Origin of the sequence: Paenisporosarcina quisquiliarum, assembly GCF_043641925.1 — a bacterium.
GTDB lineage: Bacteria > Bacillota > Bacilli > Bacillales_A > Planococcaceae > Paenisporosarcina > Paenisporosarcina quisquiliarum_A.
Genome location: NZ_JBHZRU010000024.1, coordinates 22,564 through 47,669, shown reverse-complemented (window position 1 = coordinate 47,669; position 25,106 = coordinate 22,564). Strand labels below are relative to the sequence as shown.

Below are 25,106 nucleotides of genomic sequence, written 5' to 3'. Positions count from 1 at the left end.
TAATTATTATATTCTGTCAACAAAAGCAGTCTTCTGAAAGACTTCAGAAAACTGCTCATCTAGTAAAACTCTATTCGCATATCGAAGCGATTTAGAAGAATACACTCTTCCAATCTCATAACATAGTATTCAATGAATACATATTATTCACTATAAAACCATTCGGTGTCGAATTCTTTCCAAAAAGCTTCTGGTGATACCGATTGAGGTAATTGCTCAAGTGCTAACTCACGTTTAATATGATCTTTTACTTGATCGTATTTAAACGATTTTCCTTCGGCTACGTCTTCTACATAAACAACAGCAATTCGTCCATCCTCTAGATTAAGAGAGTCACTCCACTCGCCTGCTTTCAGTTTGGTGGCTGCATAGATAATGGCTGGATCCATATTTTCCTGTTGGGACGTAATGTATCCAATATCGCCTCCTAAACTAGCAGATGCACTATCTAGTGACCGTTCTCTTGCCAATACATCAAAAGAAGAACCGTTATCCAATTCCTTAACTGCCGATTTTGCTTCATCAGCAGTCGGAAGAATCATCATACGTGTTCGGTAGGTTGTCGGAATATTATAGAGCGCTTGATTTTCTTTGAAAAAGGACTCGATTTCGTCGTCATTAATCACGATGTCTTTCGTTAAAACCTTATCTAATATGAGTTGAGAACGGATTTTTTGTCTTTGAACCTCTCCATTTAAGGCTTGAAGAGAAGAATCAGAAGCATCTTGAGCTGAACGGATTAGTGCTAATTCTAAGTCGATTTCTTCTTCACTCACGTTGATATCGTACTTTTTAGCAGCCGTTTCCATCACTTTCGAATTCACTAATTCCAAAAGAGTTTCTTGACCATATTGCTCTTCCATCGCAACCAGCCAGTCTTCACGTGTAATGGGATTTCCGTCAACAGAAGCTACTTCTTCATTTCCACCTGAAGGTCCGTTCGGTATTAACCAAGCGATAAACCATAAAAGGTTACCAGCTAACAACAAACCTAGTACAACTAATACAGGTTTTGTTTTTAACGTCTTTTTTGTTGGTCGACCTTGTTCAGGTCGACGCTCGCGATTATGACTTGATCTCATCGATATAAGCTTCCAATTCTGCTTCAGAATAGTGATATGTTTCCATACAGAAGTGACACTGCGCTTCGGCTTGGCCGTCGTCTTCAATCATTTCACGAATTTCTGATTCTCCTAGGCTTAAAATGGCCGTTCCAAATCGCTCTTTTGAACAATTGCAATCGAACATAACTGGCATTTGCTCTAATATCTCCACATTCTCTTCACCTAAAATTTCTTGTAACAATTGTTCAGGTGATAAGCCTTTATCCAATAATTTGGAAACTGGTTCCATCTTACTTAATTTCTCTTCAATAACCGTGATGGTTTCATCTTCAATTCCAGGCATTAATTGAATAATGAACCCACCTGAAGCTAAAATTGTATTATCTGGATTTACTAAAACCCCTAAACCCACTGAGGAAGGCACTTGCTCAGATGCTGCGAAATAGTAAGTGAAATCTTCTCCCAATTCTCCAGAAACAATCGGCACTTGACCTGTGAAGAAGTCGCGCATGCCTAAATCTTTAACGATCGTAATCATACCGTCAGTACCAACAGCCCGACGCACATCTAATTTCCCGTGTTCATTCAAGTCGAAATGCGTCTGAGGATTTGTTACATATCCACGGACTTCTCCTTTTGCATTACTATCAACGATAATAGCTCCGATTGGTCCTTGCCCTTCAACTTTTACCGTTAACTTATCTTCACCTTTTAACATAGCTCCCATCATAACGCCTGCAGTCATTGAACGACCTAATGCGGCTGATGCAGTTGGCCATGTTCCGTGGCGTTGTTGCGCTTCTGCAATTGTATCGGTTGTTTTGACAGCAAAAGCACGTACCTTTCCATCAAATGCTAATGCTCTAACTAAATAATCATTCATTTGGTTAACCCTCTATTCTTATTGGTTTCGTTGATAAATTAAGTGCAATCCTTTTAATGTTAAATAAGGATCAATCACATCTATAACAGTCGATTCCGCCGATATTAAACTTGCCATACCGCCAGTAGCAATAACTGTTGGTTCTAACTTACTTTGTGCTTTCATGCGATTAACAATACCTTCTACTTGTCCAACATAGCCATAAACAATTCCGGCTTGCATGGCAGATATGGTATTTTTGCCTACTACATGTTCAGGTTGGGTCAATTCAATTCTCGGAAGTTTCGATGCTCTTGCGAATAAAGCTTCAATTGATATCCCTATACCTGGTGCAATAGCACCACCCATGTACTCACCTTTTTCATTAATATAGCAATAGGTTGTGGCTGTTCCAAAATCGACGATAATGAGTGGTGGCCCATATTCATGGATACCCGCAACGGCATTTACAATACGGTCCGCTCCTACTTCTCTCGGATTTTCGTATTTAATATTTAACCCCGTTTTAACGCCAGGACCTACAACTAATGGTTTTAGCCCAAAGTACTTTTGGCACATGCGCTCCAAAGAAAACATAATCGGTGGAACGACGGATGAAATGATAATGCCATCTATTTGAGAAAATTGAATACCTGCATGGTCAAATAAAGCTTTTACCTGCATGCCATATTCATCTTCCGTTTTATAACGATCTGTCTCCATACGCCAATGATGAATGAGGTCAGATTTGTCGTAAACCCCTAAAACAATGTTTGTGTTTCCTGTATCTAATACAAGTATCATCTATGTCCCTCACTTATCCTTGCCACTCAAATCACATAAAGTTGAATCGCGACTTTTCTCGAAGTCATCATACCATAATTTGAGCATTAGAAAAAAGCTGATTGACTCCGCAAGAGGAAGTCAATCAGCTTTTATGGGTTATTGATTATTTACGATCTTCTTGAATACCTTTAGACGGTTCACTTGCTGTGTCCTCAGAAGGTAAATCACCTGTTGAAGGATCGTTTGCTGCACCAGTCACATCTGGAATGTCAGCTGAATCGTTTGTCGTTGAATCGACAACCGCATCAGTAGTAACATCTTTCTTCTCTTCCGTCTTGCCATTTAATGTTTCATACTCACGTTCCGGAAGTGTACCATGATCTTTTAAGTGTTTAATTTGAGCAGCATCAAGTGTTTCTACTTCAAGTAATGTAGTTGCAATTAAATCAAGTAACTCACGCTTCTCAGTTAAAATTTCTTTCGTTCGAACGTATTGCTCTTTAATCATTCGTTGCATTTCTTGGTCGATTTCATAAGCAATCGCATCCGAATAATTTTGTTCAGAGTTAAAGTCACGTCCAAGGAAGACATTTCCTCCTTGCGCTTGACCAAACTGCATCGGTCCAAGTTTGTCACTCATCCCGTATTCAGTAACCATGCTACGAGCAATGCTCGTTGCACGTTGGAAGTCATTATGAGCACCAGTAGAAACTTCACCGAAAACGATGTCTTCAGCAACACGTCCACCAAGTAATCCCGAAATTTTATCCAATAATTCAGGTTTCGTCATGAAGTAGCGATCTTCTTTTGGAAGCATCACTGCATAACCGCCTGCTTGACCACGAGGGACAATTGTTACTTTATGAACGATTTCAGCATCATCCAATGTTAAACCAATGACAACGTGACCCGCTTCATGCCAAGCCACAATATTACGTTCTTTTTCAGATATAACTTTATTTGTTTTAGCTGGTCCCGCAATAACGCGGTCCGTAGCTTCATCAATATCCGCCATATCGATTTTCTTTTTATTACGACGAGCCGCCACAAGTGCTGCTTCGTTTAATAGATTTTCTAAATCAGCACCAGAGAATCCTGGTGTACGTTGTGCGATCGCTTTTAAATCCACATGATCTTCTAAAGGTTTATTGCGAGCATGAACTTTAAGTACTGCTTCACGACCCTTAACGTCTGGACGACCAACCGTAATTTGACGGTCAAAACGACCTGGACGAAGAAGTGCTGGATCTAAAATGTCAGGACGGTTCGTTGCAGCTACGATAATAATTCCTTCGTTTGCTCCAAATCCATCCATTTCAACAAGTAACTGATTCAAGGTTTGTTCACGCTCATCGTGACCTCCACCTAAACCGGCTCCACGTTGACGACCTACTGCATCAATTTCATCAATGAAAATAATACATGGTGCATTTTTCTTTGCATTTTCGAAAAGGTCACGCACACGAGATGCCCCAACCCCCACGAACATTTCAACAAAGTCTGAACCACTGATTGAGAAGAAAGGTACGCCTGCTTCACCTGCAACTGCACGTGCAAGTAATGTTTTACCTGTACCTGGAGGTCCCACTAGTAAAATACCTTTTGGAATACGCGCTCCGACTTCTGCAAATTTGCGAGGATCTTTCAAGAAATCAACAACTTCAACAAGCTCTTGTTTTTCTTCGTCCGCTCCGGCAACATCTTCAAACTTCGCTTTTTTCTTATCATCATAAAGTTTCGCTTTGCTCTTACCGAAGTTCATGACACGATTTCCGCCGCCTTGAGCTTGGTTCAATAAGAAGAAGAACAGGATGAAAATGATAATGAATGGAATTAGACCTGTAAAGAATTGCACCCATCCGCTAGTTTCAGGTGCTGCTAAAACTTTCACATCAGTTGTTTTAACTGCTTGATCAATTTTACCCTGAAGATCCGGGTTGTTTAAAGGAGTGTTTGTAACGAATTCGTCTTCTTCGCCATAACCTTCCATTTTACCACGAACTTCATACACTCCAGCATCCGGTTGCATGCTGAATTCTGTTACTTTACCACTTTCTAAAGCAGTAATAAAATCGCCATAATTGATTTCTTTGGTTGGGTTTTTTCCGCTGTTGAATGTACCAAAAATACCAATAATAACGAGGAAAATTAATAAATAAAATATGGTGTATCGAAATATTCGATTCATCCCGAGCCTCCTCACAAAATATACAGAAAAACTATTTGTAATCTTATCATACGTAGAAATTTGCGTACAACGAAAAGCCTTACATATCAAACCTTAAAACGGAAACTTTGACTAAATTACGGCAGGTTTATTAAAACGAATAAACCTCTTTTTTCAAAATACCAACATATGGTAAATTACGGTATTTCTCCATGTAATCTAAACCATACCCTACTACGAACGCATCAGGTACTTCAAAACCAACATAATCAGCATGTAAATCAACTTTTCGGCCCGTTGGTTTATCCAGAAGTGTTACGATTTTGATGGAGTTTGCTTTACGATATTTAAACAGGTCCACTAAGTAGCTTAATGTTAGGCCACTATCGATAATATCTTCAAGGATTAGAATGTCGCGACCTTCAACGCTTGTGTTTAAATCTTTGACGATTTTCACTTCACCCGAAGATACTGTCGCATTTCCGTAACTTGAGACATCCATGAAGTCTACTTCCATGTATATGTCCATGCGCTTCATTAAATCAGCCATAAAAGGCATTGCACCTTTTAACACGCCGATTGCTAGTGGGAATTTGTCACTATAATCAGCAGATAGCTCTGCGCCTAATTCACGAATTTTCGTTTGTATAATTTCTTCTGATAACAGAACTTCTTGGATATCTTTTTCTAACATAATTCTTCCTCCTTGGGCTTTGGTGCCTCATTTTCTATTACGATTCGATGTGTCCAGCCAGCTGGTGGGGTTTTTGAAAAGCGGTATCCAAGTCTAAGTCCTGGTAAACCCAATAATTCATCATCCTTGGTAACTAATACTAAAAAAGAATCTCGGTCAAACCTTGATACTTTTTCATCAATCATTATACGTGATACACGTTTTGGATCCGTCATTCCTTGTAACAACAGACGATCTCCGTCTTTTTTAGGTCGAAGGGATAATGGCATCTCTTTTTCATTCAAAGTGATATACCAAGCTCCAACGAATTCGAGCTCCTCTTCTTGCCTTTCTTCAAGACGCATACGTGTATCATAGCCGACATCCATCCATTGACCAAACATAACCTCTTGTAAATTCACATCTATTTGTAAATCTTCTTGGGGAAATGAAAAAAGCATCATCGAATATTGACGGCGTACTTTTCCTCCATTTGGAAGAGCTATTTCTTTTGAACCGTCGCGTTCGAGACACTGGTCATGAATTTGATCGATTAACGATTGACTGAACCACATATTTTGCTTTGGATATAGATAGTTTAATAGTAGTAGAATGACTCTTTTTTGTAAAGCAGTCGGAACGCTTTGAAATCTTTGTAAATCCACCTCAAATGACGAATCGTAATTTTTCAAGATGATTTGTTCACATTCTTTTTGTGCCAACGTTTCGAGGAATGCACTTTCAAGTTGTTGTTGTTCCGCCCAACGCGCCATCTGAATGGTGGCACTCGGATTTTCTGCTTGCAATAAAGGAAGAATGTGATGACGTATTCGATTTCTTGTATATGTATCTTTTTTATTACTGGAATCTTCACGATACGATACTTGATAAATCATTAAATATTCTTCTATGTGGTCTCGAGTAACAGAAAGGAAAGGACGAATCAATTGCCCATTCGAAAATGTCCTTTTAGTAGGCATCCCATCCGCTTTAGAACCTCTCGTTAAACCCATTAAAATGGTTTCAGCTTGATCGTCTGCATGATGTGCCACTGCTAAGGTTGTGTAATCATGTTTTACCATAATTTCTTCAAAATACATATACCGTTCTTGTCTACAAATATCTTGGATATTCCCTTTCGTCTCCTCAACAATCTGTTGAATGGTCAATGTCCTGTGAAAAAACGGAATATTTAATTCTGCACAAAGTTGTTTAACATAATCTTCATCTGCATCAGATTCAAGTCCTCTTAAGCCATGGTTTGCATGTACACAAGCAAGTTCGATATCAAGTGACTTTCTTTCATTCCATAAAAATGTGAGGAGCGCAACGGAATCCGCTCCTCCTGAACACGCGACAAGAAGACGGTCTTTTTTGTTAATTAATTGATGTTTTTTTATATAATTCAACACATCTAACCGAAAAACCATCTTCTTGTCACCTCCTTGTTTATATCCTCTATCTTATCATTCTTTCTCGCTTAATATTTCGATAAGCTGGAGAAAATAGTGACCATTCCGGTATGGCATGTCTCACTCGAACGACTAGTAATGTTCGATCGTCTTCATCTGCAGGGAATTTTCGTGCGAATTCGGCTGCTAATACATCTGCTAATGATGAACATGGTGTTCCTTCATGCTTTCTCATCAACCGAATTAATTCCGCCTCCTGCTCATCTAATGAATAATCAGGGGAAAACATTCCGTCAGATAGCAAGACGATTAAATCCCCGTCTTTTACGATACGTTCTTCTGCATCCAAAGACAATGCTGGTAAAAATCCAATCGGTACACTTTGACTATCAATTCGTAAACAATCGTTTCCTCGTAAAATATAGGTCGACATACTTCCTGCTTTAAACGACCACAGTTTCCCTTGTTGTAAATCAAGTAAAGCTAAGTCCACTGTTGCATACAAATCAGAATGTTGTTTTAACGACATAACATAATGCAAGGTGTGCATGGCCGTTTCCGGGTTCATATGATGCTGTAAGCATTCTCTAAGTAAACGAATCACGCGTCTACTTTCTTGATATGCTTCAATATTTTGTCCCATTCCGTCTGACAAAATAAAAGCAACTAACCCTTTATGCAAAGGAATAACACTGTGAGTATCTCCTGAATACACGGTATTTTGAGACGATCGATTGTAAACACCATACTCATAAGTGAATCGAACAGCCGATTGGAACGTTAGCTGGATATGTGGAAAAGGATCTAAAATTTCAGAAGTACGACTAATTTCAAAAGGTTCATCATATAATTCATGAAGAATTGGGATGATTAGCCGTTCACCAATCATTTGATTCGTTTCCCAGTCTGCTTGCTTAAGCGGTATGCAACACACAATTTTTCGATTTCCTGCTTCTTCCGATAATATATCTATTTGAAAATGCGAAACCTTAGCCTCGTCCAAGTGTCTTGAAATTCTTTCTTCTTCTGATTCATGGTTAACGTCATTTAACTGAAGATCTGCCATCAACTCGCTGACATGCTGACTCATGTCTCTTAATTGAAAAGCAAGCATCTTTTTCCCGTGCGCATAATGACCTGATAGCTTGTTAGATGAATATTCTTCTTCTAGCGATTCGATAAGTCCGCTCGAACGGACACATTTTTCTTGAATGCGCTCATTCATTCGATAGCGAACACCCGATTTCGCATGGTTGCGCATGTCTTTCCAATCTTGAACGATCGGCCACATACCTTGCCCTTCATTGCCCCAACACTTAGCTTGTCTAAAACAAGAATGACACACTGAATACTCTACATTTTGTTCGGTAGCAGCCGTTTCTTTAGCAACTGGAAAACGATCATTCACCAACTGGGTAATGAAGTCGACAAATTGTTGAAAATCCTGCAATTGATGATTCACTCGATCGGTTAACCATTGTTGACGCTTAAATAATACGGACGTCTGTTTCGGGAATAATTGATTTTGTGCATATGTTAACCAAGCTGAAGGCACTAAAAAGAATAAGCCAATAGCACATGATAATGAAACGAAGTAAACAGAGTCTAATGGCAAGGACGCATCATATATCGAGAAAAAGATGGCAGCTCCCAACGACCCAATCGAAATCCATATGCGCCCCTTACTTTGAAAGAGTCCCGCAAACAAGCCCGTTAAAGCATAGACCGCAATCATCCCGCTAAAAGATAGTTGCGAAATGCTTAAGATCGTTCCGATAATTGTAGCCACAGCAGTTCCTACGAAAATACCTCCCATATGAACGGATATTAAAATGCCTAGATGAACGAGGATTAACGGAATCGAAACCATTCCAATCACTAACCCATTCATCCCCGTGAATAACAGGGCACAAACCATAATTGCCGCACCAATTCGTTCAAATGTCCACTTTGCCGTGGATATGGCGTGCATCGGAACAAATAATTGTGAAAGAAAGACCGTCATAATCGCTGACAAAATACTCTCATACAAGACGAGCAACGATACGGATAATGGAATTTCCCCACTATAAGAAACCCATTGCCAGCCAAGTTGAATAATCAAAACCGTTAATGCCACCTGAAGAGGAATTAACTTTTTCTTGCGCAATAAATTATAGAACAACTGGAATCCGCCAACTTGTAGAAGGTGAATCATCATTTGACCGATCCCAAGCGTTAAACTCCCGGAAATTCCCCCTATCCAAACAAAGGGCAAAAAGGCTGGATAACGTAGAGCCACCACTGCCCAAACCGGCAAGAAGAACGGCACTGCCGCTTCGAATAAAACCGCTTTCGATAAGAAAAAGGAGAAAAGTAGGACAAGACTGGCTATCCAAATTTTCAACTTTTTCTTTTTGATTACATGGATCCACCTTGTCCACGTATGATTTTTCCCTATACTTTCACTTGTCCAAGATTTCATGCTACCAATCCCTTCCACTACGATGATGTTCATTATAGGAGAGGGATTGAAGAAAGTTTGTCTTTTCGTGACGACCACACAAAAAAACTTTTCGACGAAAAAACAGAAGATTTGTGAATAGTTTTCAAAACACATCTTGACACTTCATCTATTGGATTGTATTATTTAAAATGTTCTTCAAAAAGGCGGCCTAGCTCAGCTGGCTAGAGCGTACGGTTCATACCCGTGAGGTCGGGGGTTCGATCCCCTCGGCCGCCATACTAAGAAAAGTGAAAAGTGCCACTCTAGCCCGACACCGGCGCTGGAAGAGACGAATCGGAAACCTGTTTCCGCTAAGGTTGGAAGGCTAAATTCCCGACGTCATGTCGGAACGTCTTCATGACCCACATCCTGTGGGCCTAAGCTTAGGTGCGGGCTGGCGCTTGTAACTAGACAATAACGAGGCCCCTTGGTCAAGCGGTTAAGACACCGCCCTTTCACGGCGGTAACACGGGTTCGAATCCCGTAGGGGTCATACATAAAAGGCACAAGAGAAAAATTTCTCTTGTGCCTTTTTTCTATTCGTTTGATTTAACTCCTCTGACACCTTCAATTTGTCGCTTGTGATGTTCATCGTGTTCCGCAAAATCTGCAAAGTAGCTTTGAATCGACAAAGCATGTTCTCCAATGAAAAATTCTTTTGTCCATTCCTGCTCGTTTATCGCTTCAAGCTTTTGCGTAATTTGCTTACGTTGTTGTTTCGCATAAGAGATGGTTTCTTCAAATGTTTGTTTCTGAGCACGTGCTGCAGCATTTGCATTAAACTCTTCGAAGGCTGGGAATTTTTCAAGTTTTGCACCTTCTTTCATATTAGGTAGTCGCTCTTCTTGTGTAAAACGATCCCATTCCGCTAAGTGCATGACGATTTCATTAGGTGACCACTTTCCAGGCATATATGGACTCATGGCTTGTTCAGTAGTTAACTCATGTAACGAATCCAACCATTCTTGATATTTTGCGTGTGAATCTAGTATTTGCGCTTTCATTTCTTTATCACTCCTTATGAGTCTTTTTCGATAACATTCCTTCGAAATCCTTTAATTTTCAATAGTTGTTTATGTATAATTTTACGCTTGATTTTAAATCATACATTTAATCGAATAGAAAGTGGTCGGCTATTTCTTTCGCTTTCCGCGGACGAAACGCGAGCCTCCTCGGCTGTTAAAGACCTATGCTCCTGCGGTTACTCGTCGCAAACGAATTGTGCACAATTCGTTGCCTGTGGGGTCTAGCGTCTTTCGTTTTTCCGCAGGAGTCTTCAGAAATAGTCGACCAGTTTCTAACTATAGGGGATTGCACAAAAATGCTTACAAATCGATTTGATATGTTAATTTAATTGGCTATAAATGATTGTTTAAGTAAATATTTAGTTTACGTTTCGCCATTACTTATTTCTTTAGTGTAATAAGTTGATAGCTTTGGCATGTTAAACAATACTTGATTCTCCTATATGAATATTAATTTATTATTTTTACAGGAATTGCTGTTGATTGGAATAGAGACGGCGACTCCGAGGGGAATAGCATTGAGCTTTAGACCCTGGACTGAGCTCGCGAGGGAAGCGGCTAAAGCAATGCCCCCGGAAAGCGTCCGTCGCAATGGAAATCAACATTTTTTAGTTGTCTACAGTCTGAAGTTGGACAAAAATGATGCAAGCTACGTCTTTTCTTACACTGATATCCAAAACATTAAACTTTTTTATAAATGCAACAAAAAACACCCCTGCAAATGCAAGGGTGTTCCAATAAACACTTTTTCTACGATCAAAACAGCCAGCAAGTTATCCTCGTTTAGCGCCGCGTCCGCCACGCTTCGATTCAGTTGCACGTTTTAAAGTGGATAAACGCTCTTCACTATCTTTCATGAAACGTGCCATTTTTTGCTCAAAATTCTCTTTGAACGGACGATCGCGATCATTCGGACGACTATTTTGGCGTGGACGTTGAGGACGTTCTGGTCGCTCAGCTTGTGGCTTGGCTTTACGAATTGATAAACCAATTTTGCCATCAGCTTCGACATTCATCACTTTTACTTCAACCATATCTCCGACTTTCAAATGCTCATTGATGTCTTTTACATAGTTGTCCGCAACCTCACTAATGTGTACAAGACCTGTTGAGCCACCTGGTAGTTCGACGAATGCGCCGAAGTTTGTGATTCCTGTAATTTTACCTTCTACTTTGCTGCCTACTTCAATTGACATAAAAAAAATGCTCCTCCTTAAATATTAAACGGGCTCCTTTTAGAAGCCTAGTCATCTTAATAGTGGACCTTGTAAAATACAAGTATCCATACTTAATTATAGCCAACAAAAAAAGAGTGTCAATAAAGACTACTCTTTAGAATCCTTGTTTTTCTTATCTGCATCCTCTTTTTCAGGAATAGAGAATATAATTTCTCCCTCATCTGATAAGAAATATTCTTTCCGAGCGAGCTTTGCAATGTATTCATCATCATTCAACTTCACAATTTGTGATTTCAACATTTCTTGCTCTTCTAATATGTCAACGAGCTCTTGCTTCGCTTCTAATTTTTGTTGTTCTTTTGCAGCTAACGCGTTTTTTTGTGAAAACATCGTCATGGTTAACCAACTCATTACGACTACTACCAGTAAAGCAAAAAAGCCAAGTCTACGGAAAAGACGTACTTTATGAGCTTTTTGACGTTTTTCTTGGCGTTCTACTGAACGAACATAGTCTTTATTAATGGAAGCCACGTTGCGATACTCTTCTTTATGCTGTTTCCGACTTGCCATTTCGTTCACTCCCCGCCAAAATTTGTCATATGATTAGTAGTTGCTAGTATACATGATTGTACACTATTTTTGTAGGGTAATAGGATACATTTTTTTAAACAATTTAATTATTGGATTAATAATTATAAGGATTATTTTCAAAAATACGCGAACCACTGACCTAATGATGGTAATAAACAAATGAATAACCCACCAAATCGGACGAACAATTAGATGCAAAAATAGTCTTCTTATGAACATTAACGGTTTGCGAAACCACAATTCATAACACCCAATTCCAACAATCTGAGCCATGGGATCGTAAATTCGCCAAGCACCATCACGCAAATAAAATAATAGAACATAACTTGCACACCCAAGTATTGCCCATAACATAATTTCAAAGAAAAAACGGTATTTCCGAATCCAAAAGTTAGGTCTAAAGGCAAAGGCCAAATCTCGAAAACTTTCAACTAAAAAGCCTGTAGCCACGCCACTTGCGACCATGGCCAACAGGCTTAAAAATTGATAAGAAAGTGTCATCCAAACAACTTATGAAGGAAGTTTTTGCTTTGCTCATTTTCTTCTTCATCGTATTGGAATGTTTTCACATGACCTTCGAGCGTTAATAATCCTTTGTCCACGTCTAAGTGAACAATTCGTAGCTCGTCGCCTTTAATGCTTAAATGACCTTGTGATGTTCGAACCGCAAATTCCTCTTGGTCGAATCGTTCAATCGATTTAACAGACGTTAAGTCCATACGTTTTCGATTGCGTAAACTGACTACATGATCTCCAGACGGAATTGCGATAGGTGCGTGTTCTCCTTGATATTGCATAAAATTCCTCCTTTACTTGTCCATTCCTTTCATTCTATGCAGAGAAAACAAAAAGCATGACCAAGTTTGGTCATGCTTTCTTTTAATCTTCGTCATCAATAAATTCTGGTTCTACTTTTTCAAGTCTTTCTTCTTTTAAGATGGTATACATCATGGTTGCCTCATCTTTTTTCACAGCTTCTTTTAACATCTCAATACGTGCAGTGACTACTTTTTGACCAAAACGGATCCCAAGTACGTCTCCTACTTTAACTACTGAACTTGCTTTACTCACTTTTTCATTGATGGTAATGCGTCCTTGATCGGCTACTTCTTTTGCTAACGTTCTGCGTTTAATTAATCGTGAAACTTTCAAAAATTTATCTAATCTCATTCATTTTCTCCCCTTTGTTTTTGTTTCGCTACTTGCCAAAACTCTTCTAATTCCTCTAGAGAATAAGCATTGAATTCACCTTTTCCATTGATTACACTTTCTTCTACCTCAAGAAAACGTGTTTCAAACTTACGGTTCGCATGAATCATTGCTTCTTCTGGAGAAAGTCCATAAAATCGAGCTACATTTATGATTGTGAATAAAACATCGCCAAGTTCATCTAAACGAGATGCCTGATCCCCGTTTTCTAGCTCGGCTTTCAATTCATTCCACTCTTCTTCGAACTTCTCTAATGCACCTTCGACATTTGGCCAATCAAATCCTACCTTAGCGGCTGCTTTTTGGAAATTATACGAAGTCAGGAGTGAAGATTCCGCACGGCGCTGACCTTCTAACACCTTTTTAGATGCATGCCCTTTTTCCTGTGTTTTTAATTGTTGCCAATTACGTAACACTTCTTCTGAATCCTCTACCTCTAGTTCCCCAAATACGTGAGGGTGACGATGAATCATTTTCGAAGAAATATAATCGAGTACATCCTCTAAACTGAAATACCCTTCATCTTCTCCTATTTGAGCATGTAAAAACACTTGAAGTAAGACATCACCTAGTTCTTCAATCATGCCATCATCATCTTGTTCATGAACAGCTTGTAAAAATTCATGCACTTCTTCTATTAAATATTTCTTTAAACTTTCATGGGTTTGCTCACGATCCCACGGACATCCATCGGGAGCACGCAATTTTGCAATGATTTCTCTAAATGTAGACCATTCTTTTAAGCGATCTTCCATTTCCAATACAGGTGGAACGTACACAGTAGTTAAATTATTTAATTCTGCCGCTCTGTCTAGCTCAAATAACGGAACAGTACGAAGTTTTTCTTCACTAGTTCCTGCTGCAGTTACAATCGTCACTGGGTAATCATCGCGATACTTCTCCATTAGTGTCAACTTCACTTCTGAAGCACTGTATGTATCGTAAACTTGTGCGATTAGCACATGTTGCTTCATTTGCACATCGTCCCGTTTAAACATCGTGCCATCTAGTAGTTGGAAACCTTCAATTGGGTCAATGCGTAATGCATTAAAGATTGGATCTAAAAAGCTTTGACCACCAACGATTTGAAGTTCAATTCGTCCATCTTTTTCAGCTTCGATTAACCATTGAACCGTTTGTTCAGCGACCAAAGGGTGTCCTGGAACCGCATAAAAAAGAGGTGCTTCTTCTGCACGTAATATAAGGGTCTCCACTATTTCTTTATAAACCATTTCAAATTCTTCATGTGATTCATAGACAGAGTCAAAGCTTTCAAATGTTAATCCTTCATCTTGTAATTCTTTTAACACCGGATGTTCAGCCGTGCGAACAAAAAGTCTCGTTGCATTTTTTAACATACGATACAACCCAAGTGGTAGCTGATCTAACTCGCCAGCCCCTAAGCCAATGACCGTGATCTGTTTCATTATAAAGACCCCTTTCTATTCGTATTAAAGCGTAATTGCATCATCGCCATTCTGCGCCCCATGGGCAATAAAAACCATTCTTTCTCTGCAATAATACGACTTTTTGCAATGTAAATTAAAAATATTCCCGCTCCAATCAGCACACTACTAATTGCTGTAAACATAGCGGCAAGACGGTTTGAAAAGCCATCAAAAAGCCATCCATCTGCAAGTAACGTCCAACCGGTTACACTGACAATCATTAATAGTGAACCAATAAGGACATGTCCATAAAATCGAAGTGACGCATATCGGATGGTCCATATACTTCTTAAGTACATATAAAGACCAAGGGTTATAAAGCCAAACCCAATATTGCCCGCTATCGCTGCACCCATAATGCCATACGTCGGCAGTAAGATAAAGTTAGAGATGATTTTCAAGCATAATCCTATTGCCAAAATAATAGCCGGCATGATGACTTTTCCAAGACCTTGTAAAATTGAAGTCATCGTTAGAAGCAAAGACAACCAGAAAATTTGAGCACAAAAAACCATTAACGTCGGAGATAAGTCACGCGTTTCAAATAACATTTCATTTACTGCTGGCAATACCAAAATGAGTCCTAAGGATGCCGCAACACCAAACAAAAAGGCAATTTTAAAGGTCAGTTGAGCATAAGGGGTTGCATTTCGACCGCTTTTTTTATGAGTTGTATGAGCGATTAGCGGTACGATTGATAGAGACAGAGTTGATGCGATTAGAATACCCATTTGCACTAATGGTAAGCCTCGGTCGTATATCCCTTTCGTTTCCATAGCTAGTATTCTCGACAATCCATTGTCCGTTAGTAATCGAAAAACCGTAAAGGAATCGACCAATTGAAAGAACAACAATATAAGCGAACTCATGCTGACACTTAAACTAATAACTGTTAAATCTTTTATTATAGGTTTTATTGGCGTAACGATCATTCGCCCTTTGAAATAAGAAGTTGGTTTCTTTGATTTTAAATAAATAACAAGCAAGACGATGCCGGCTATTTCTCCAACAAACGCACCAAATAATGCCGTACTTCCTGCGGTATAAAGGGATGCACCATTTTTCATAACCAAATAGGTTCCTACTAAAATGACAATAACCCTGATTGTTTGTTCTACTACTTGACCATAGGCGATCGGTTCCATTTGTCCTTTTGATTGAAACGAACCTTTTAATAACGCTAGAAACGGCATAAGTAATACAACAATTGAACCTGTTTTGAGCAACTGTGCGAGATTTCGGTCTCCCATCCAAGACGCTAATGTACCCGCTCCTAAAAAGAGTACTAAGAAACTACAGATAGAAATAATACTTACATATATAAATGCTACGCTGATGATTGTTTTGCGCTGACCAACATCCTCTGAAGTTTGGTTGTCCGCTAATAATTTTGAAATCGCTACAGCAAAGCCATAGGATGTCCACACCGTCAATACGCCAATGAATGGGTACACTTGCTGGTAAATATAAAAACCCTGATCCCCGACAATGTTTTGAAAAGGAACACGGTAAATGGCGCTCAATGCTTTCACTAAAAGGGCGGCAATGGTTAATAAAACAGCGCCTCTCATAAATTTTTTCATCGTCCATTGGTTGTTCATACATGTTCCTCGTTCCATTTAAGCAATATCCACATTATAGCACGAACAACTTGTTATTTAACGGACGGGATTCTCTGCATAGTTGGCAATCAAAAAAGGTCTTATTCCCGAAATCCATCCGGAAATAAGACCTTTTTGATTGTCAGTGTTCCATTTGTTTAGCTAAGAAATGGGCAGCTGTTTCGACTGCTTTTATTTCGGTATCCCCGATAAAATGCACTTTTGATAATAAGAAGACCGCTCCTATTGGATCACCACTTGAAATAATTGGGGCAATACAATACGATTTCACTTGCTCGATTTGTCCTGGGACCCATTCAACAGATTTCTCCATTTTTTCAGACACAATGGATCGCATGGCTAAAATTTCTTCCGTATGCGGTGAAATACGGCGATTCATATAATCCTTTTTAGGGACGCCTGCCACCGCAATCATTTCATCTCTGTCACTAATAAATGCCGGTGTTCCAAGAGTTGCGAATAATGTTTCCGCATATTCTTGAGCAAAATCTCCAAGCTCACTGATGGGTGAATATTTTTTTAAAATGACCTCTCCGTCTCGATCAGTAAAAATTTCAAGAGGATCTCCTTCACGTATACGTAGGGTTCTTCTAATTTCTTTCGGAATGACGACACGACCGAGATCATCAATCCGTCTGACGATACCTGTAGCTTTCATCCATGTTGCCTCACTTTCGACAGAATTCAATTTGACTTGATTTCCATCATAGTATGAGTCAAGTTTGGACAAATTATGCAACGGCGGGATTACACGCCAACAATGGGCTTACTTTCTTTTCGTACCTCAGGTAAAACCTTCATCATCGCTTCTAAAACGTCAAATGGATGATGCTTCCCTGAGTTCTTTTCATTAATTGTCATGACTAATTGTTGGTTCTGATCCATTTGGAACCCAACTGTTCGGCCATACGCCATAGAAGCTTCCACAAGTGCCGCGCCATTCGTTGAGGCTGTTCCATTTGAAGAAATTTTGACAACCAGTTGCCCATTTTTCTCTTTAATGGATTCTACTCCAGCAACCTTAGCCCACACTTTCATTCGAGCAATACGCATTAGACGTTCAGCTTCTAGTGGCATATTGCCGAATCGATCCATTAATTCATCCAATAAATCTTCATAATCTTTTTCACTTTCAACTGCTTTAACACGTTTATACATTTGTATCTTTTGGAATCCATCTGGAATATACGAATCCGGTAGGTAGGCATCATAAGGTAAAAGGATTTCCAAATCAATTTTTTCTTCTTTTTTAACACCGGTTTGTTTTTCATCAATTGCTTCTTGAAGCATTTGAGAATACAAGTCAAACCCTACAGAATCAATAAAGCCATGTTGTTGTGAACCTAGTAAATTCCCTGCTCCACGAATGGATAAATCACGCATTGCAATTTTAAATCCAGAACCAAGCTCTGTAAATTCTTTAATGGCTTGTAATCTTTTCTCTGCAACATCTGTTAGCACTTTGTCACGTTGGTACATGAAATAAGCGTACGCCACGCGGTTTGAACGTCCGACACGACCACGTAATTGATACAGTTGGGATAAACCCATTCGATCGGCATTATGAACAATTAATGTATTTACATTTGGGATATCAATCCCAGTCTCAATAATCGTTGTCGTCACTAATACATCGTATTCTCCATCTAAAAAGCTTAAAATGACAGACTCCAGTTCTCTTTCCGTCATTTGACCATGTGCAAACCCAACCCTTGCTTCTGGAACAAGCATTTGAATTTCATCTACTTTTTTTGCCATGTCATCCACACGATTATATAAATAGAACACTTGGCCTCCACGAGCCATTTCTCGCTCAATCGCTTCTCTTACCAAAGCGCCATTGTGCTCCATTACATACGTTTGCACTGGGAATCGGTTTGCAGGCGGCGTTTCAATAACAGACAAGTCTCGCACGCCAATCATCGACATATGAAGCGTTCTCGGTATTGGCGTCGCAGTTAGCGTTAAAACATCTACATTTGTTTTCATTTGTTTGATTTTTTCTTTGTGTGTCACACCAAAACGTTGTTCTTCATCCACCACAAGTAACCCAAGGTCATGATACACAATATCTTTCGATAAAATCCGGTGCGTACCAATGACTACATCAATTGTGCCAGCTTTTAAACCTTTCATCGTTTCAGTCTGTTGTTTTTTAGATCGGAAACGACTTAGTAAGCTCACTTCCACAGGGAAGTCAGCAAACCGCTCTTTCATGGTTTCGTAATGCTGTTGCGCAAGAATCGTAGTAGGAACCAGGAACGCGACTTGCTTACTGTCTTGAACAGCTTTAAACGCAGCTCTAATTGCTACTTCCGTTTTCCCATACCCTACATCTCCACAAACAAGGCGATCCATAGGACGTTCACGTTCCATATCTTTTTTCACTTCTTCAATTGAACGCAATTGATCATCCGTTTCCTCATAAGGAAACGCAGATTCAAATGCTTGTTGCATATCGTTATCTTCTTCAAACGCATGCCCTTTCTCAGACTCTCGCTTCGCATATAACTTGATTAAATCATCCGCAATATCCTGAACAGCTGCTGAAACCTTGATTTTAGTTTTTTTCCATTCGGCTCCACCCAACTTATGTAGCTTCGGTTCTTTTTCCTCAGATGCTACATATTTTTGGATTTGATCAATTTGATCAATGGGCACAAACAATTTATCTTCTGCTCTATATCGAATATGGAGATAGTCTTTATGAATCCCATTAATTTCTAATGTCTCTATCCCAATATACTTTCCAATTCCGTGATGAATATGTACAACATGATCACCAGGTTTAATTTCCGAGTAGCTTTTAATACGTTCAGCATTCGTCATTTTTTGAGGACGTGATTTTTTCTTCGGTCGCTGTTTAAACAACTCTTCATCCGTTAATACCGCTAGTCGCTGTAAGGGTAATTCAAATCCGTTTGATAATTCACCATCAATGATATAAGTACCCGGTTGACTCGGACTAGTCGACTGGCTGATGACGCGTGCAGCTATCTCATAATCGTCCAATACATCTTGGACTTTCTGTTGTCGCTCTTTTCCTTCAGCAAGGATGAATACATAAAACTTACCAGCTACCCAGCGTTCCATTTCGTTTTTCAGCACATTCATTTGCCCATGAAAATGTTGCATCGGTTTACAAGAGAAAGAAACTACTTTTTTGAATGAAATGCCAGAAAACGTTCTCGCAAATAAAGAGAAGTAGAGCTTCTTTTGATTGAGCATGCCTAAAATTTCTTTCATACTAAAAGAAAGTTTTACATCATGGACCGTCTTGCCTTCTTCGAGCATTGAAATATACCAATCTTTTTCTTCACTTTCAAGAGATTCTGTCACCTCTTGGATTCTTCCAAGCTCATCAAATAAAACCAACCCATTTTCAGCGAAATAATCGCCTAAAAATGTTGGTGTATCTTCAAGGACGGAGATATACTTCGTCATTTGTTCAGGAACATCGCCTTGTTTTAATAAATCAATATCGTGCCCAATTTGTTGAAGCAGAAGTTCTTTTGTTTCAGGTTTCTTGACTTTTTTTAAACTCTTAGCCAATGAAACTTCTAATTTCTCTGCTAACTGCAGCAACTGTTGTTTCGTCCAAACAAATTCGGTTGCCGGTAAAATACAAACGTCCTTTCTTTTTTCAAGTGAACGTTGATCTTCAGCGGAAAATGTTCGAATCGAATCTACTTCTGTATCGAAGAATTCAAGACGAACTGGGTTTTCCATATAAATAGGATAAATATCTAAAATACCGCCACGTAAAGCAAATTCTCCGGGAGTCGTGACCATTGGTTGTCTCGAATACCCCATCGCAACTAGCTGGTCCATCCACTCGCCAATCACAACTTCTTCACCAACTTTAGTTTCTAAACGACTCGCTTTCCACTGCTCGAGATTAGGCATATGTCTTCTTAGTCCAGCTATTGGCGTAATGACAATCCCGCTCTTTTGAGACAGCATGAAATCGAGTGTTTCGATTCTTTGTGCTCGAAGCTCAGGACTTGAGACAGAGATATCCGCCGCAATCAGTTCGTCTGCTGGATATAGCCGAACTTCATCTTCCCCTAATAGTTTCACCATATCTTCAAATAGCTTTTGTGCTTGTAACAGATTAGGAGAAACGACAAGAATCGGTTTTTCAGTCTCTGTTGAAAGGGAATGAATGAAAGCGGGACGTGCTCCTCCAGATAGACCCGTAATTAATTGTTGGTCTTGCCCTTTTTGAACAGCTGTAATAAAAGACGATATATGTTGATCCTGCAAAAATACTTGCTGGAAGGGTTTCATATTGTTCCTCCTACTTAAACAGAAAAAGGCTTTGAGCACGAATCTGTGCCAAAGCAATTTCTATAGTCATTGAATCCATTTATTAATGGCATAATAGTTAGGGAAAAGTTTGAGAGATTGCTCACAATGCTCACACGTACTTTTAATTGTTACTTTCCCTTGCTCATCTTGCATAATAAATTCTTCTGCAAATTCTTCTTTTAGTTCCTTAACTCGACTATTGCGTTCAGCCGATTCAGAGGGTAAATATCCCATTAGTGTGTCGCAGTGGCGACACTTTACGCGAATTGCCATAGTGCTCACCGGCCTCCTTTTTCAAAGTATAGACCGGCGGACGATAATTTATGCGTTAAACTCCATTAAATCGATTCATCACTTCGAGAAAAGGTGATTTCAACCACTCTTCACAAGCATCTGAACTTTTTTTAATCGCATCTGCCACTAAAGGTTTTTCATCATTCGAGAATTTTTGAAGAACATAATCCGGAACTTTCATGCCAGCTGGTGGCCGATCAATTCCAACACGAATTCGATTAAACTCTTGAGTACCTAAGTGCTGAATCATGGATTTGATACCATTGTGGCCGCCTGCACTTCCTTTTTGACGAAGTCTCAGTCTGCCAACCGTTAAATCTAAATCATCATAGATGACCACGATGTCTTTCTCAGCAATATCGTAATAATCCATTAACGGAACGACACACTCTCCAGAAAGGTTCATATAGGTAAGAGGTTTTACTAAGATGAATTTTCCTTCAGGATGATGGACAATTGTGTACATACCTTTAAATTTCATCTGCATAAGAGGCGAATTAAAACGTTTTGACAATTCATCTATCACGTCAAAACCTATATTATGTCGAGTATGTTCATATGGTTTACCCGGGTTTCCGAGTCCAATAATCATTTTCATTGTGGTACACCCTTTACTTCGTGATTAACGCAAAATACTATCTTCTATTTTATCACAAACAAAACCTCAGCCTGCATCTGGTGCAAGCTGAAGTCATTTTTCTTTCGATTGAAGTAAACTTTTTTAAGAAGTGGCTAATTTTCATTACAACAGCCGCTGTCTTTAGTAAGCTCAGGCCAGACTCTAAAGATTTTGCTTATCCCCTCGGGAGTCGCCGCCTTATGTTGATATTCAAAAAAACGTTGTAATGTAAGAAAAGGGGTTGTCCGCAGACAACCCCTTTTATCATATTATTCCTTCGTTTCAGTAGTTTCGCCTTCAACTTCTTCAACTTCAGCTGATTCATCAACTGCTGGCTCGTCTGCTGTTGTTTCCAACTCTTCATCAGAACGAGGTGCTCCAACCGATGCTAAAGTGAAATCATCTTCATTCATTACATTGAAATTGATTTTTTCACGAACATCACCGACTGTTAATGTTTCACCAATCGCTAACTCACTTACATCAATATCAATTGAATCTGGAATTTCAGATGGTTTAACTTTTACTGTAAGCTCACGATTCGGTTGGTTTAATACGCCACCTTCGCGAACTCCTGCTGAATCACCCGTAAGATGAACTGCAACGTTAACATCTAACTCATCAGACATATTAATGGCTAAAAAGTCTGCATGGACAAACTTCCCTTTTAAAACGTCCATTTGATAATCACTTAATACTACATTAACTGATTTTCCATCAACGTCTAATTTCATAACGCCATTACGTCCTACTTCACGTAATGTTTTTAATAAGTCAATTTCACTTACTGCGATCGTTGTTGAATCTGTTTTGTATCCATAAACGACTGCCGGAACAAATCCTTCATGTCGTAATTCTGTTAAATTCGATTGTTTACCTGTTTCACGTGTCTGTGTTTTAACTGTAGTCAAATTCTCCACTCTCCTATATGAGTCATTCTGTTACTATGTTTACCCAAATTAGGAGAAATGAAACCTACACTACATCAATCAAACAAAGTACTAACTGATTTTTGTTCATACACACGAACAATTGCATCAGCTAATAAGCGACCAACAGATAATTGTTTAATCTTCGCTGAATACTTTTCATCCGGTAATTCAATTGAATTCGTAATGACTAATTCTTTAATTACTGAGTTATCGATGCGCTCAATAGCTGGACCTGATAAGACAGGGTGTGTACAACATGCATACACTTCTTTTGCACCTGATTCAACCAATGCATTCGCAGCAATTGTGATTGTTCCAGCTGTATCGATAATATCGTCAATTAATATCGCGATTTTGCCATCGACGTTACCCACAATATTCATAACCTCCGCAACATTTGGTCGCGGACGACGCTTATCAATTATCGCAATTGGCGCTTTTAAACGATCCGCCATTTTACGTGCTCTTGTTACTCCACCGTGATCTGGGGATACAATCACGATTTCTGAAGGATCAATATTTTTTTCTAAGAAATAGTCAGACAGGATTGGTACACCCATTAAGTGATCGATTAAGATATCGAAGAATCCTTGAATTTGTGGTGCGTGTAAATCTAAAACGATTGCACGAGTTGCGCCTGCTGTTTCCAGTAAGTTAGCTACTAATTTCGCTGTGATTGGCTCACGAGCGCGTGCTTTTCTGTCTTGACGTGCATAACCGTAATAAGGGAGAACTACATTCACAGTTCGAGCCGAAGCACGTTTCACTGCATCAACCATAATTAGCAATTCCATTAAGTTTTCATTAACAGGTGCAGATGTAGATTGAATGATGAAAACATCACAACCACGAATACTTTCTTCAATGTTAATTTGAATTTCCCCGTCACTAAAGCGTGTAACGGAAATCTTACCTAAAGGAAGACCTACTTCTTCTGCAATTTCTCTTGCAAGTGGTTCGTTTGAGTTCAGTGAAAAGATTTTCAACTTCGTATCAGCATATTGATAAGCCATGATGGATGATCCCCCTGTTATTTTAATTTTAATTTTTTCACATAACCTTCTTTGTTTTCTTGGCGTGCACGGCCAATTGACAAAGCTTGAGCTGGAACATTTTTAGTAATTGTTGACCCCGCTGCTACATAAGCACCTTCACCAATTGTTACAGGTGCAACAAGGTTTGAATTACATCCTACAAATGAATCGTCTTCAATTGTCGTTAGGAATTTATTTTTGCCATCATAGTTTACTGTGATTGTTCCACAACCGATATTTACGCGCTCTCCAACTTCAGCATCGCCAATATAGCTAAGATGTGATACTTTCGATTGGTTTCCAAGCTTCGTTTTTTTGATTTCAACAAAGTTACCAATTTTCGCTTCATTGCCCACTTCTGAATCTGGACGTATATGTGCAAATGGTCCAACCGCTGTATCCGAACCAATCACACTTTTCGTTACAACCGAAGAATGGATGGTCGTGCGATCGCCTATTTTACTATCTACAATGTGACTATTCGGTCCAATGATACATTCTCCCGCAATTTCAGACGAACCTTCAATCATTACGCCTGGTTGAAGAACAGTATCTGACCCAATTATCGCGTCTGCACTAATATACGTATTCGTTGGATTAATAATCGTCACGCCGTTACGCATATGTTTTTCAACAATACGAGCTCTCATGATGCTCTCTGCTTGCGAAAGTGCCACTCGATCATTGACACCAAGTGTTTCTTCGAAGTCAGAAGTTGCATAAGCAGAAACGATATCACCTTGTTGCTTTAGGATTTCTATTACATCAGGTAAGTAATACTCACCTTGTACATTCTCATTTTTCACTAATTTTAATGCATCGAACAAGGCTTTATTATCAAAACAGTATGTGCCAGAATTAATTTCCTTCACGAGTTGCTCTTCTGAAGAAGCGTCTTTTTGCTCGACAATGCGTTCTACATGACCTTCCGCATTACGGATAATACGTCCATAACCAGTAGGGTCTTCAGGAATTCCCGTTAATATTGTCGCTTTTGCACTTGTTTCTTGATGGTGTTGTAATAAAGCTTGAATCGTTTCTGGGCGAATTAATGGCGTATCTCCACAAATGACCAGAGTTGTTCCTTCAAGATTACCTAATACAGAATCGGCTTGTAAAACCGCATGTGCTGTTCCAAGTTGTTCTTCTTGAAGAGCATATTCGCTACGATTTCCAAGTTGTTCTTGTACCATTTCAGCACCATGACCAACGATGGTCACAATACGTTCTGCACCTAGCTCTTGAATATGATCCACCACGTGCTCTACCATTGGTTTCCCACATACAGGATGCAAAACTTTATATAATTTGGACTTCATTCTTGTTCCTTGACCAGCAGCCAAAACAACTGCATATGTATTCGCCATATTTTAAGTCCTCCAATTTGCTCATTT

The 25,106-nt window shown here is 39.3% G+C and carries 22 protein-coding genes and 2 tRNA genes; 2 read left to right on the top strand and 22 right to left on the bottom strand.

Annotated elements, in window-relative coordinates; all coding sequences use genetic code 11:
• Positions 1-143: 143 nt before the first annotated feature.
• The 7 genes from ACHUE4_RS15530 to ACHUE4_RS15500 all read right to left on the bottom strand — a co-directional run bounded on the left by ACHUE4_RS15530 (position 144) and on the right by ACHUE4_RS15500 (position 9,428).
• Positions 144-1,082: a peptidyl-prolyl cis-trans isomerase gene (locus tag ACHUE4_RS15530; RefSeq protein WP_394191680.1), complete on the bottom strand. Its 939-nt coding sequence runs from the start codon at positions 1,080-1,082 to the stop codon at positions 144-146.
• The gene (gene hslO / locus ACHUE4_RS15525) at positions 1,066-1,947 is read right to left on the bottom strand and encodes an Hsp33 family molecular chaperone HslO (protein WP_394191679.1); all 882 of its coding nucleotides are present in this window, start codon (positions 1,945-1,947) and stop codon (positions 1,066-1,068) included. Before hslO ends, ACHUE4_RS15530 begins: the two co-directional genes overlap by 17 nt.
• Before the next feature lie 18 nt (positions 1,948-1,965).
• Positions 1,966-2,730, bottom strand: coding sequence for a type III pantothenate kinase (locus ACHUE4_RS15520; RefSeq protein WP_394191678.1), 765 nt, complete (start codon positions 2,728-2,730; stop codon positions 1,966-1,968).
• 145 nt (positions 2,731-2,875) lie between these two features.
• A complete protein-coding gene (gene ftsH / locus ACHUE4_RS15515) occupies positions 2,876-4,900 on the bottom strand; it encodes an ATP-dependent zinc metalloprotease FtsH (RefSeq protein WP_394191676.1) in 2,025 nt (674 codons plus the stop codon).
• 130 nt (positions 4,901-5,030) lie between these two features.
• Positions 5,031-5,573 (bottom strand): hypoxanthine phosphoribosyltransferase, encoded by a 543-nt coding sequence (gene hpt / locus ACHUE4_RS15510; RefSeq protein WP_394191674.1) that lies wholly within the window; start codon positions 5,571-5,573, stop codon positions 5,031-5,033.
• On the bottom strand, positions 5,567-6,982 hold the full coding sequence (gene tilS / locus ACHUE4_RS15505; protein WP_394191672.1) for a tRNA lysidine(34) synthetase TilS: 1,416 nt from the start codon (positions 6,980-6,982) through the stop codon (positions 5,567-5,569). The genes hpt and tilS overlap by 7 nt, the downstream gene beginning before the upstream one ends.
• Before the next feature lie 28 nt (positions 6,983-7,010).
• The gene (locus tag ACHUE4_RS15500) at positions 7,011-9,428 is read right to left on the bottom strand and encodes a SpoIIE family protein phosphatase (protein WP_394191670.1); all 2,418 of its coding nucleotides are present in this window, start codon (positions 9,426-9,428) and stop codon (positions 7,011-7,013) included.
• Between the two features lie 184 nt (positions 9,429-9,612).
• Between ACHUE4_RS15500 and ACHUE4_RS15495 the strand changes: the two genes are divergently transcribed.
• Together ACHUE4_RS15495 and ACHUE4_RS15490 are read left to right on the top strand one after the other, a co-directional pair.
• Positions 9,613-9,686: transfer RNA gene (locus ACHUE4_RS15495), tRNA-Met, on the top strand.
• Positions 9,687-9,870: 184 nt separating this feature from the next.
• A tRNA-Glu gene (locus ACHUE4_RS15490) sits at positions 9,871-9,942 on the top strand.
• Between the two features lie 43 nt (positions 9,943-9,985).
• On the opposite strand, the gene ACHUE4_RS15485 is transcribed toward ACHUE4_RS15490, so the two are convergent.
• The 15 genes from ACHUE4_RS15485 to glmU all read right to left on the bottom strand — a co-directional run bounded on the left by ACHUE4_RS15485 (position 9,986) and on the right by glmU (position 25,079).
• Complete coding sequence (locus ACHUE4_RS15485) at positions 9,986-10,453, bottom strand: DinB family protein (protein ID WP_394191668.1); 468 nt, start codon at positions 10,451-10,453, stop codon at positions 9,986-9,988.
• A 794-nt stretch (positions 10,454-11,247) separates the two neighbouring features.
• Positions 11,248-11,670, bottom strand: a complete 423-nt coding sequence (locus tag ACHUE4_RS15480) for a S1 domain-containing RNA-binding protein (protein ID WP_394191666.1) — start codon at positions 11,668-11,670, stop codon at positions 11,248-11,250.
• A gap of 129 nt (positions 11,671-11,799) precedes the next feature.
• On the bottom strand, positions 11,800-12,222 hold the full coding sequence (locus tag ACHUE4_RS15475) for an FtsB family cell division protein (protein WP_394191664.1): 423 nt from the start codon (positions 12,220-12,222) through the stop codon (positions 11,800-11,802).
• A gap of 63 nt (positions 12,223-12,285) precedes the next feature.
• Positions 12,286-12,744 carry a spore cortex biosynthesis protein YabQ gene (yabQ, locus tag ACHUE4_RS15470; RefSeq protein ID WP_394191662.1) on the bottom strand — a complete coding sequence of 153 codons (459 nt, stop codon included), beginning with the start codon at positions 12,742-12,744 and terminating at the stop codon, positions 12,286-12,288.
• Complete coding sequence (yabP, locus tag ACHUE4_RS15465) at positions 12,741-13,040, bottom strand: sporulation protein YabP (RefSeq protein ID WP_394191660.1); 300 nt, start codon at positions 13,038-13,040, stop codon at positions 12,741-12,743. The genes yabQ and yabP overlap by 4 nt, the downstream gene beginning before the upstream one ends.
• 82 nt (positions 13,041-13,122) lie before the next feature.
• Positions 13,123-13,413, bottom strand: a complete 291-nt coding sequence (locus ACHUE4_RS15460; RefSeq protein WP_394191658.1) for an RNA-binding S4 domain-containing protein — start codon at positions 13,411-13,413, stop codon at positions 13,123-13,125.
• A complete protein-coding gene (gene yabN, locus ACHUE4_RS15455) occupies positions 13,410-14,879 on the bottom strand; it encodes a bifunctional methyltransferase/pyrophosphohydrolase YabN (protein WP_394191656.1) in 1,470 nt (489 codons plus the stop codon). Before yabN ends, ACHUE4_RS15460 begins: the two co-directional genes overlap by 4 nt.
• Positions 14,879-16,501, bottom strand: coding sequence for a putative polysaccharide biosynthesis protein (locus ACHUE4_RS15450; protein WP_394191654.1), 1,623 nt, complete (start codon positions 16,499-16,501; stop codon positions 14,879-14,881). The genes yabN and ACHUE4_RS15450 overlap by 1 nt, the downstream gene beginning before the upstream one ends.
• A gap of 142 nt (positions 16,502-16,643) precedes the next feature.
• Entirely contained in the window at positions 16,644-17,180 is a 537-nt protein-coding gene (spoVT, locus tag ACHUE4_RS15445) for a stage V sporulation protein T (protein WP_394191652.1), read from the bottom strand.
• Between the two features lie 89 nt (positions 17,181-17,269).
• The gene (gene mfd / locus ACHUE4_RS15440) at positions 17,270-20,812 is read right to left on the bottom strand and encodes a transcription-repair coupling factor (RefSeq protein ID WP_394191650.1); all 3,543 of its coding nucleotides are present in this window, start codon (positions 20,810-20,812) and stop codon (positions 17,270-17,272) included.
• A gap of 66 nt (positions 20,813-20,878) precedes the next feature.
• Positions 20,879-21,106, bottom strand: coding sequence for an anti-sigma-F factor Fin (locus ACHUE4_RS15435; RefSeq protein ID WP_394191648.1), 228 nt, complete (start codon positions 21,104-21,106; stop codon positions 20,879-20,881).
• A 55-nt stretch (positions 21,107-21,161) separates the two neighbouring features.
• Positions 21,162-21,725 carry an aminoacyl-tRNA hydrolase gene (gene pth / locus ACHUE4_RS15430; RefSeq protein ID WP_394191646.1) on the bottom strand — a complete coding sequence of 188 codons (564 nt, stop codon included), beginning with the start codon at positions 21,723-21,725 and terminating at the stop codon, positions 21,162-21,164.
• A 290-nt stretch (positions 21,726-22,015) separates the two neighbouring features.
• Positions 22,016-22,657 (bottom strand): 50S ribosomal protein L25/general stress protein Ctc, encoded by a 642-nt coding sequence (locus tag ACHUE4_RS15425; RefSeq protein WP_394191644.1) that lies wholly within the window; start codon positions 22,655-22,657, stop codon positions 22,016-22,018.
• A gap of 74 nt (positions 22,658-22,731) precedes the next feature.
• The gene (locus tag ACHUE4_RS15420; RefSeq protein WP_394191642.1) at positions 22,732-23,691 is read right to left on the bottom strand and encodes a ribose-phosphate diphosphokinase; all 960 of its coding nucleotides are present in this window, start codon (positions 23,689-23,691) and stop codon (positions 22,732-22,734) included.
• Positions 23,692-23,708: 17 nt separating this feature from the next.
• Positions 23,709-25,079, bottom strand: coding sequence for a bifunctional UDP-N-acetylglucosamine diphosphorylase/glucosamine-1-phosphate N-acetyltransferase GlmU (gene glmU / locus ACHUE4_RS15415; protein ID WP_394191640.1), 1,371 nt, complete (start codon positions 25,077-25,079; stop codon positions 23,709-23,711).
• Between the last annotated feature and the right edge of the window lie 27 nt (positions 25,080-25,106).

Bases quoted from the DNA above. Each gene is read 5' to 3' on its own strand.
- ACHUE4_RS15485 (WP_394191668.1), bottom strand. From the start codon at position 10,453: ATGAAAGCGCAAATACTAGATTCACACGCAAAATATCAAGAATGGTTG.
- hpt (WP_394191674.1), bottom strand. From the start codon at position 5,573: ATGTTAGAAAAAGATATCCAAGAAGTTCTGTTATCAGAAGAAATTATA.
- ACHUE4_RS15475 (WP_394191664.1), bottom strand. From the start codon at position 12,222: ATGGCAAGTCGGAAACAGCATAAAGAAGAGTATCGCAACGTGGCTTCC.
- ftsH (WP_394191676.1), bottom strand. From the start codon at position 4,900: ATGAATCGAATATTTCGATACACCATATTTTATTTATTAATTTTCCTC.
- ACHUE4_RS15450 (WP_394191654.1), bottom strand. From the start codon at position 16,501: ATGAACAACCAATGGACGATGAAAAAATTTATGAGAGGCGCTGTTTTA.
- ACHUE4_RS15520 (WP_394191678.1), bottom strand. From the start codon at position 2,730: ATGATACTTGTATTAGATACAGGAAACACAAACATTGTTTTAGGGGTT.
- spoVT (WP_394191652.1), bottom strand. From the start codon at position 17,180: ATGAAAGCTACAGGTATCGTCAGACGGATTGATGATCTCGGTCGTGTC.
- ACHUE4_RS15530 (WP_394191680.1), bottom strand. From the start codon at position 1,082: ATGAGATCAAGTCATAATCGCGAGCGTCGACCTGAACAAGGTCGACCA.
- glmU (WP_394191640.1), bottom strand. From the start codon at position 25,079: ATGGCGAATACATATGCAGTTGTTTTGGCTGCTGGTCAAGGAACAAGA.
- yabP (WP_394191660.1), bottom strand. From the start codon at position 13,040: ATGCAATATCAAGGAGAACACGCACCTATCGCAATTCCGTCTGGAGAT.
- ACHUE4_RS15420 (WP_394191642.1), bottom strand. From the start codon at position 23,691: ATGGCTTATCAATATGCTGATACGAAGTTGAAAATCTTTTCACTGAAC.
- ACHUE4_RS15500 (WP_394191670.1), bottom strand. From the start codon at position 9,428: ATGAAATCTTGGACAAGTGAAAGTATAGGGAAAAATCATACGTGGACA.
- mfd (WP_394191650.1), bottom strand. From the start codon at position 20,812: ATGAAACCCTTCCAGCAAGTATTTTTGCAGGATCAACATATATCGTCT.
- tilS (WP_394191672.1), bottom strand. From the start codon at position 6,982: ATGGTTTTTCGGTTAGATGTGTTGAATTATATAAAAAAACATCAATTA.
- ACHUE4_RS15460 (WP_394191658.1), bottom strand. From the start codon at position 13,413: ATGAGATTAGATAAATTTTTGAAAGTTTCACGATTAATTAAACGCAGA.
- yabN (WP_394191656.1), bottom strand. From the start codon at position 14,879: ATGAAACAGATCACGGTCATTGGCTTAGGGGCTGGCGAGTTAGATCAG.
- pth (WP_394191646.1), bottom strand. From the start codon at position 21,725: ATGAAAATGATTATTGGACTCGGAAACCCGGGTAAACCATATGAACAT.
- hslO (WP_394191679.1), bottom strand. From the start codon at position 1,947: ATGAATGATTATTTAGTTAGAGCATTAGCATTTGATGGAAAGGTACGT.
- ACHUE4_RS15435 (WP_394191648.1), bottom strand. From the start codon at position 21,106: ATGGCAATTCGCGTAAAGTGTCGCCACTGCGACACACTAATGGGATAT.
- yabQ (WP_394191662.1), bottom strand. From the start codon at position 12,744: ATGACACTTTCTTATCAATTTTTAAGCCTGTTGGCCATGGTCGCAAGT.
- ACHUE4_RS15480 (WP_394191666.1), bottom strand. From the start codon at position 11,670: ATGTCAATTGAAGTAGGCAGCAAAGTAGAAGGTAAAATTACAGGAATC.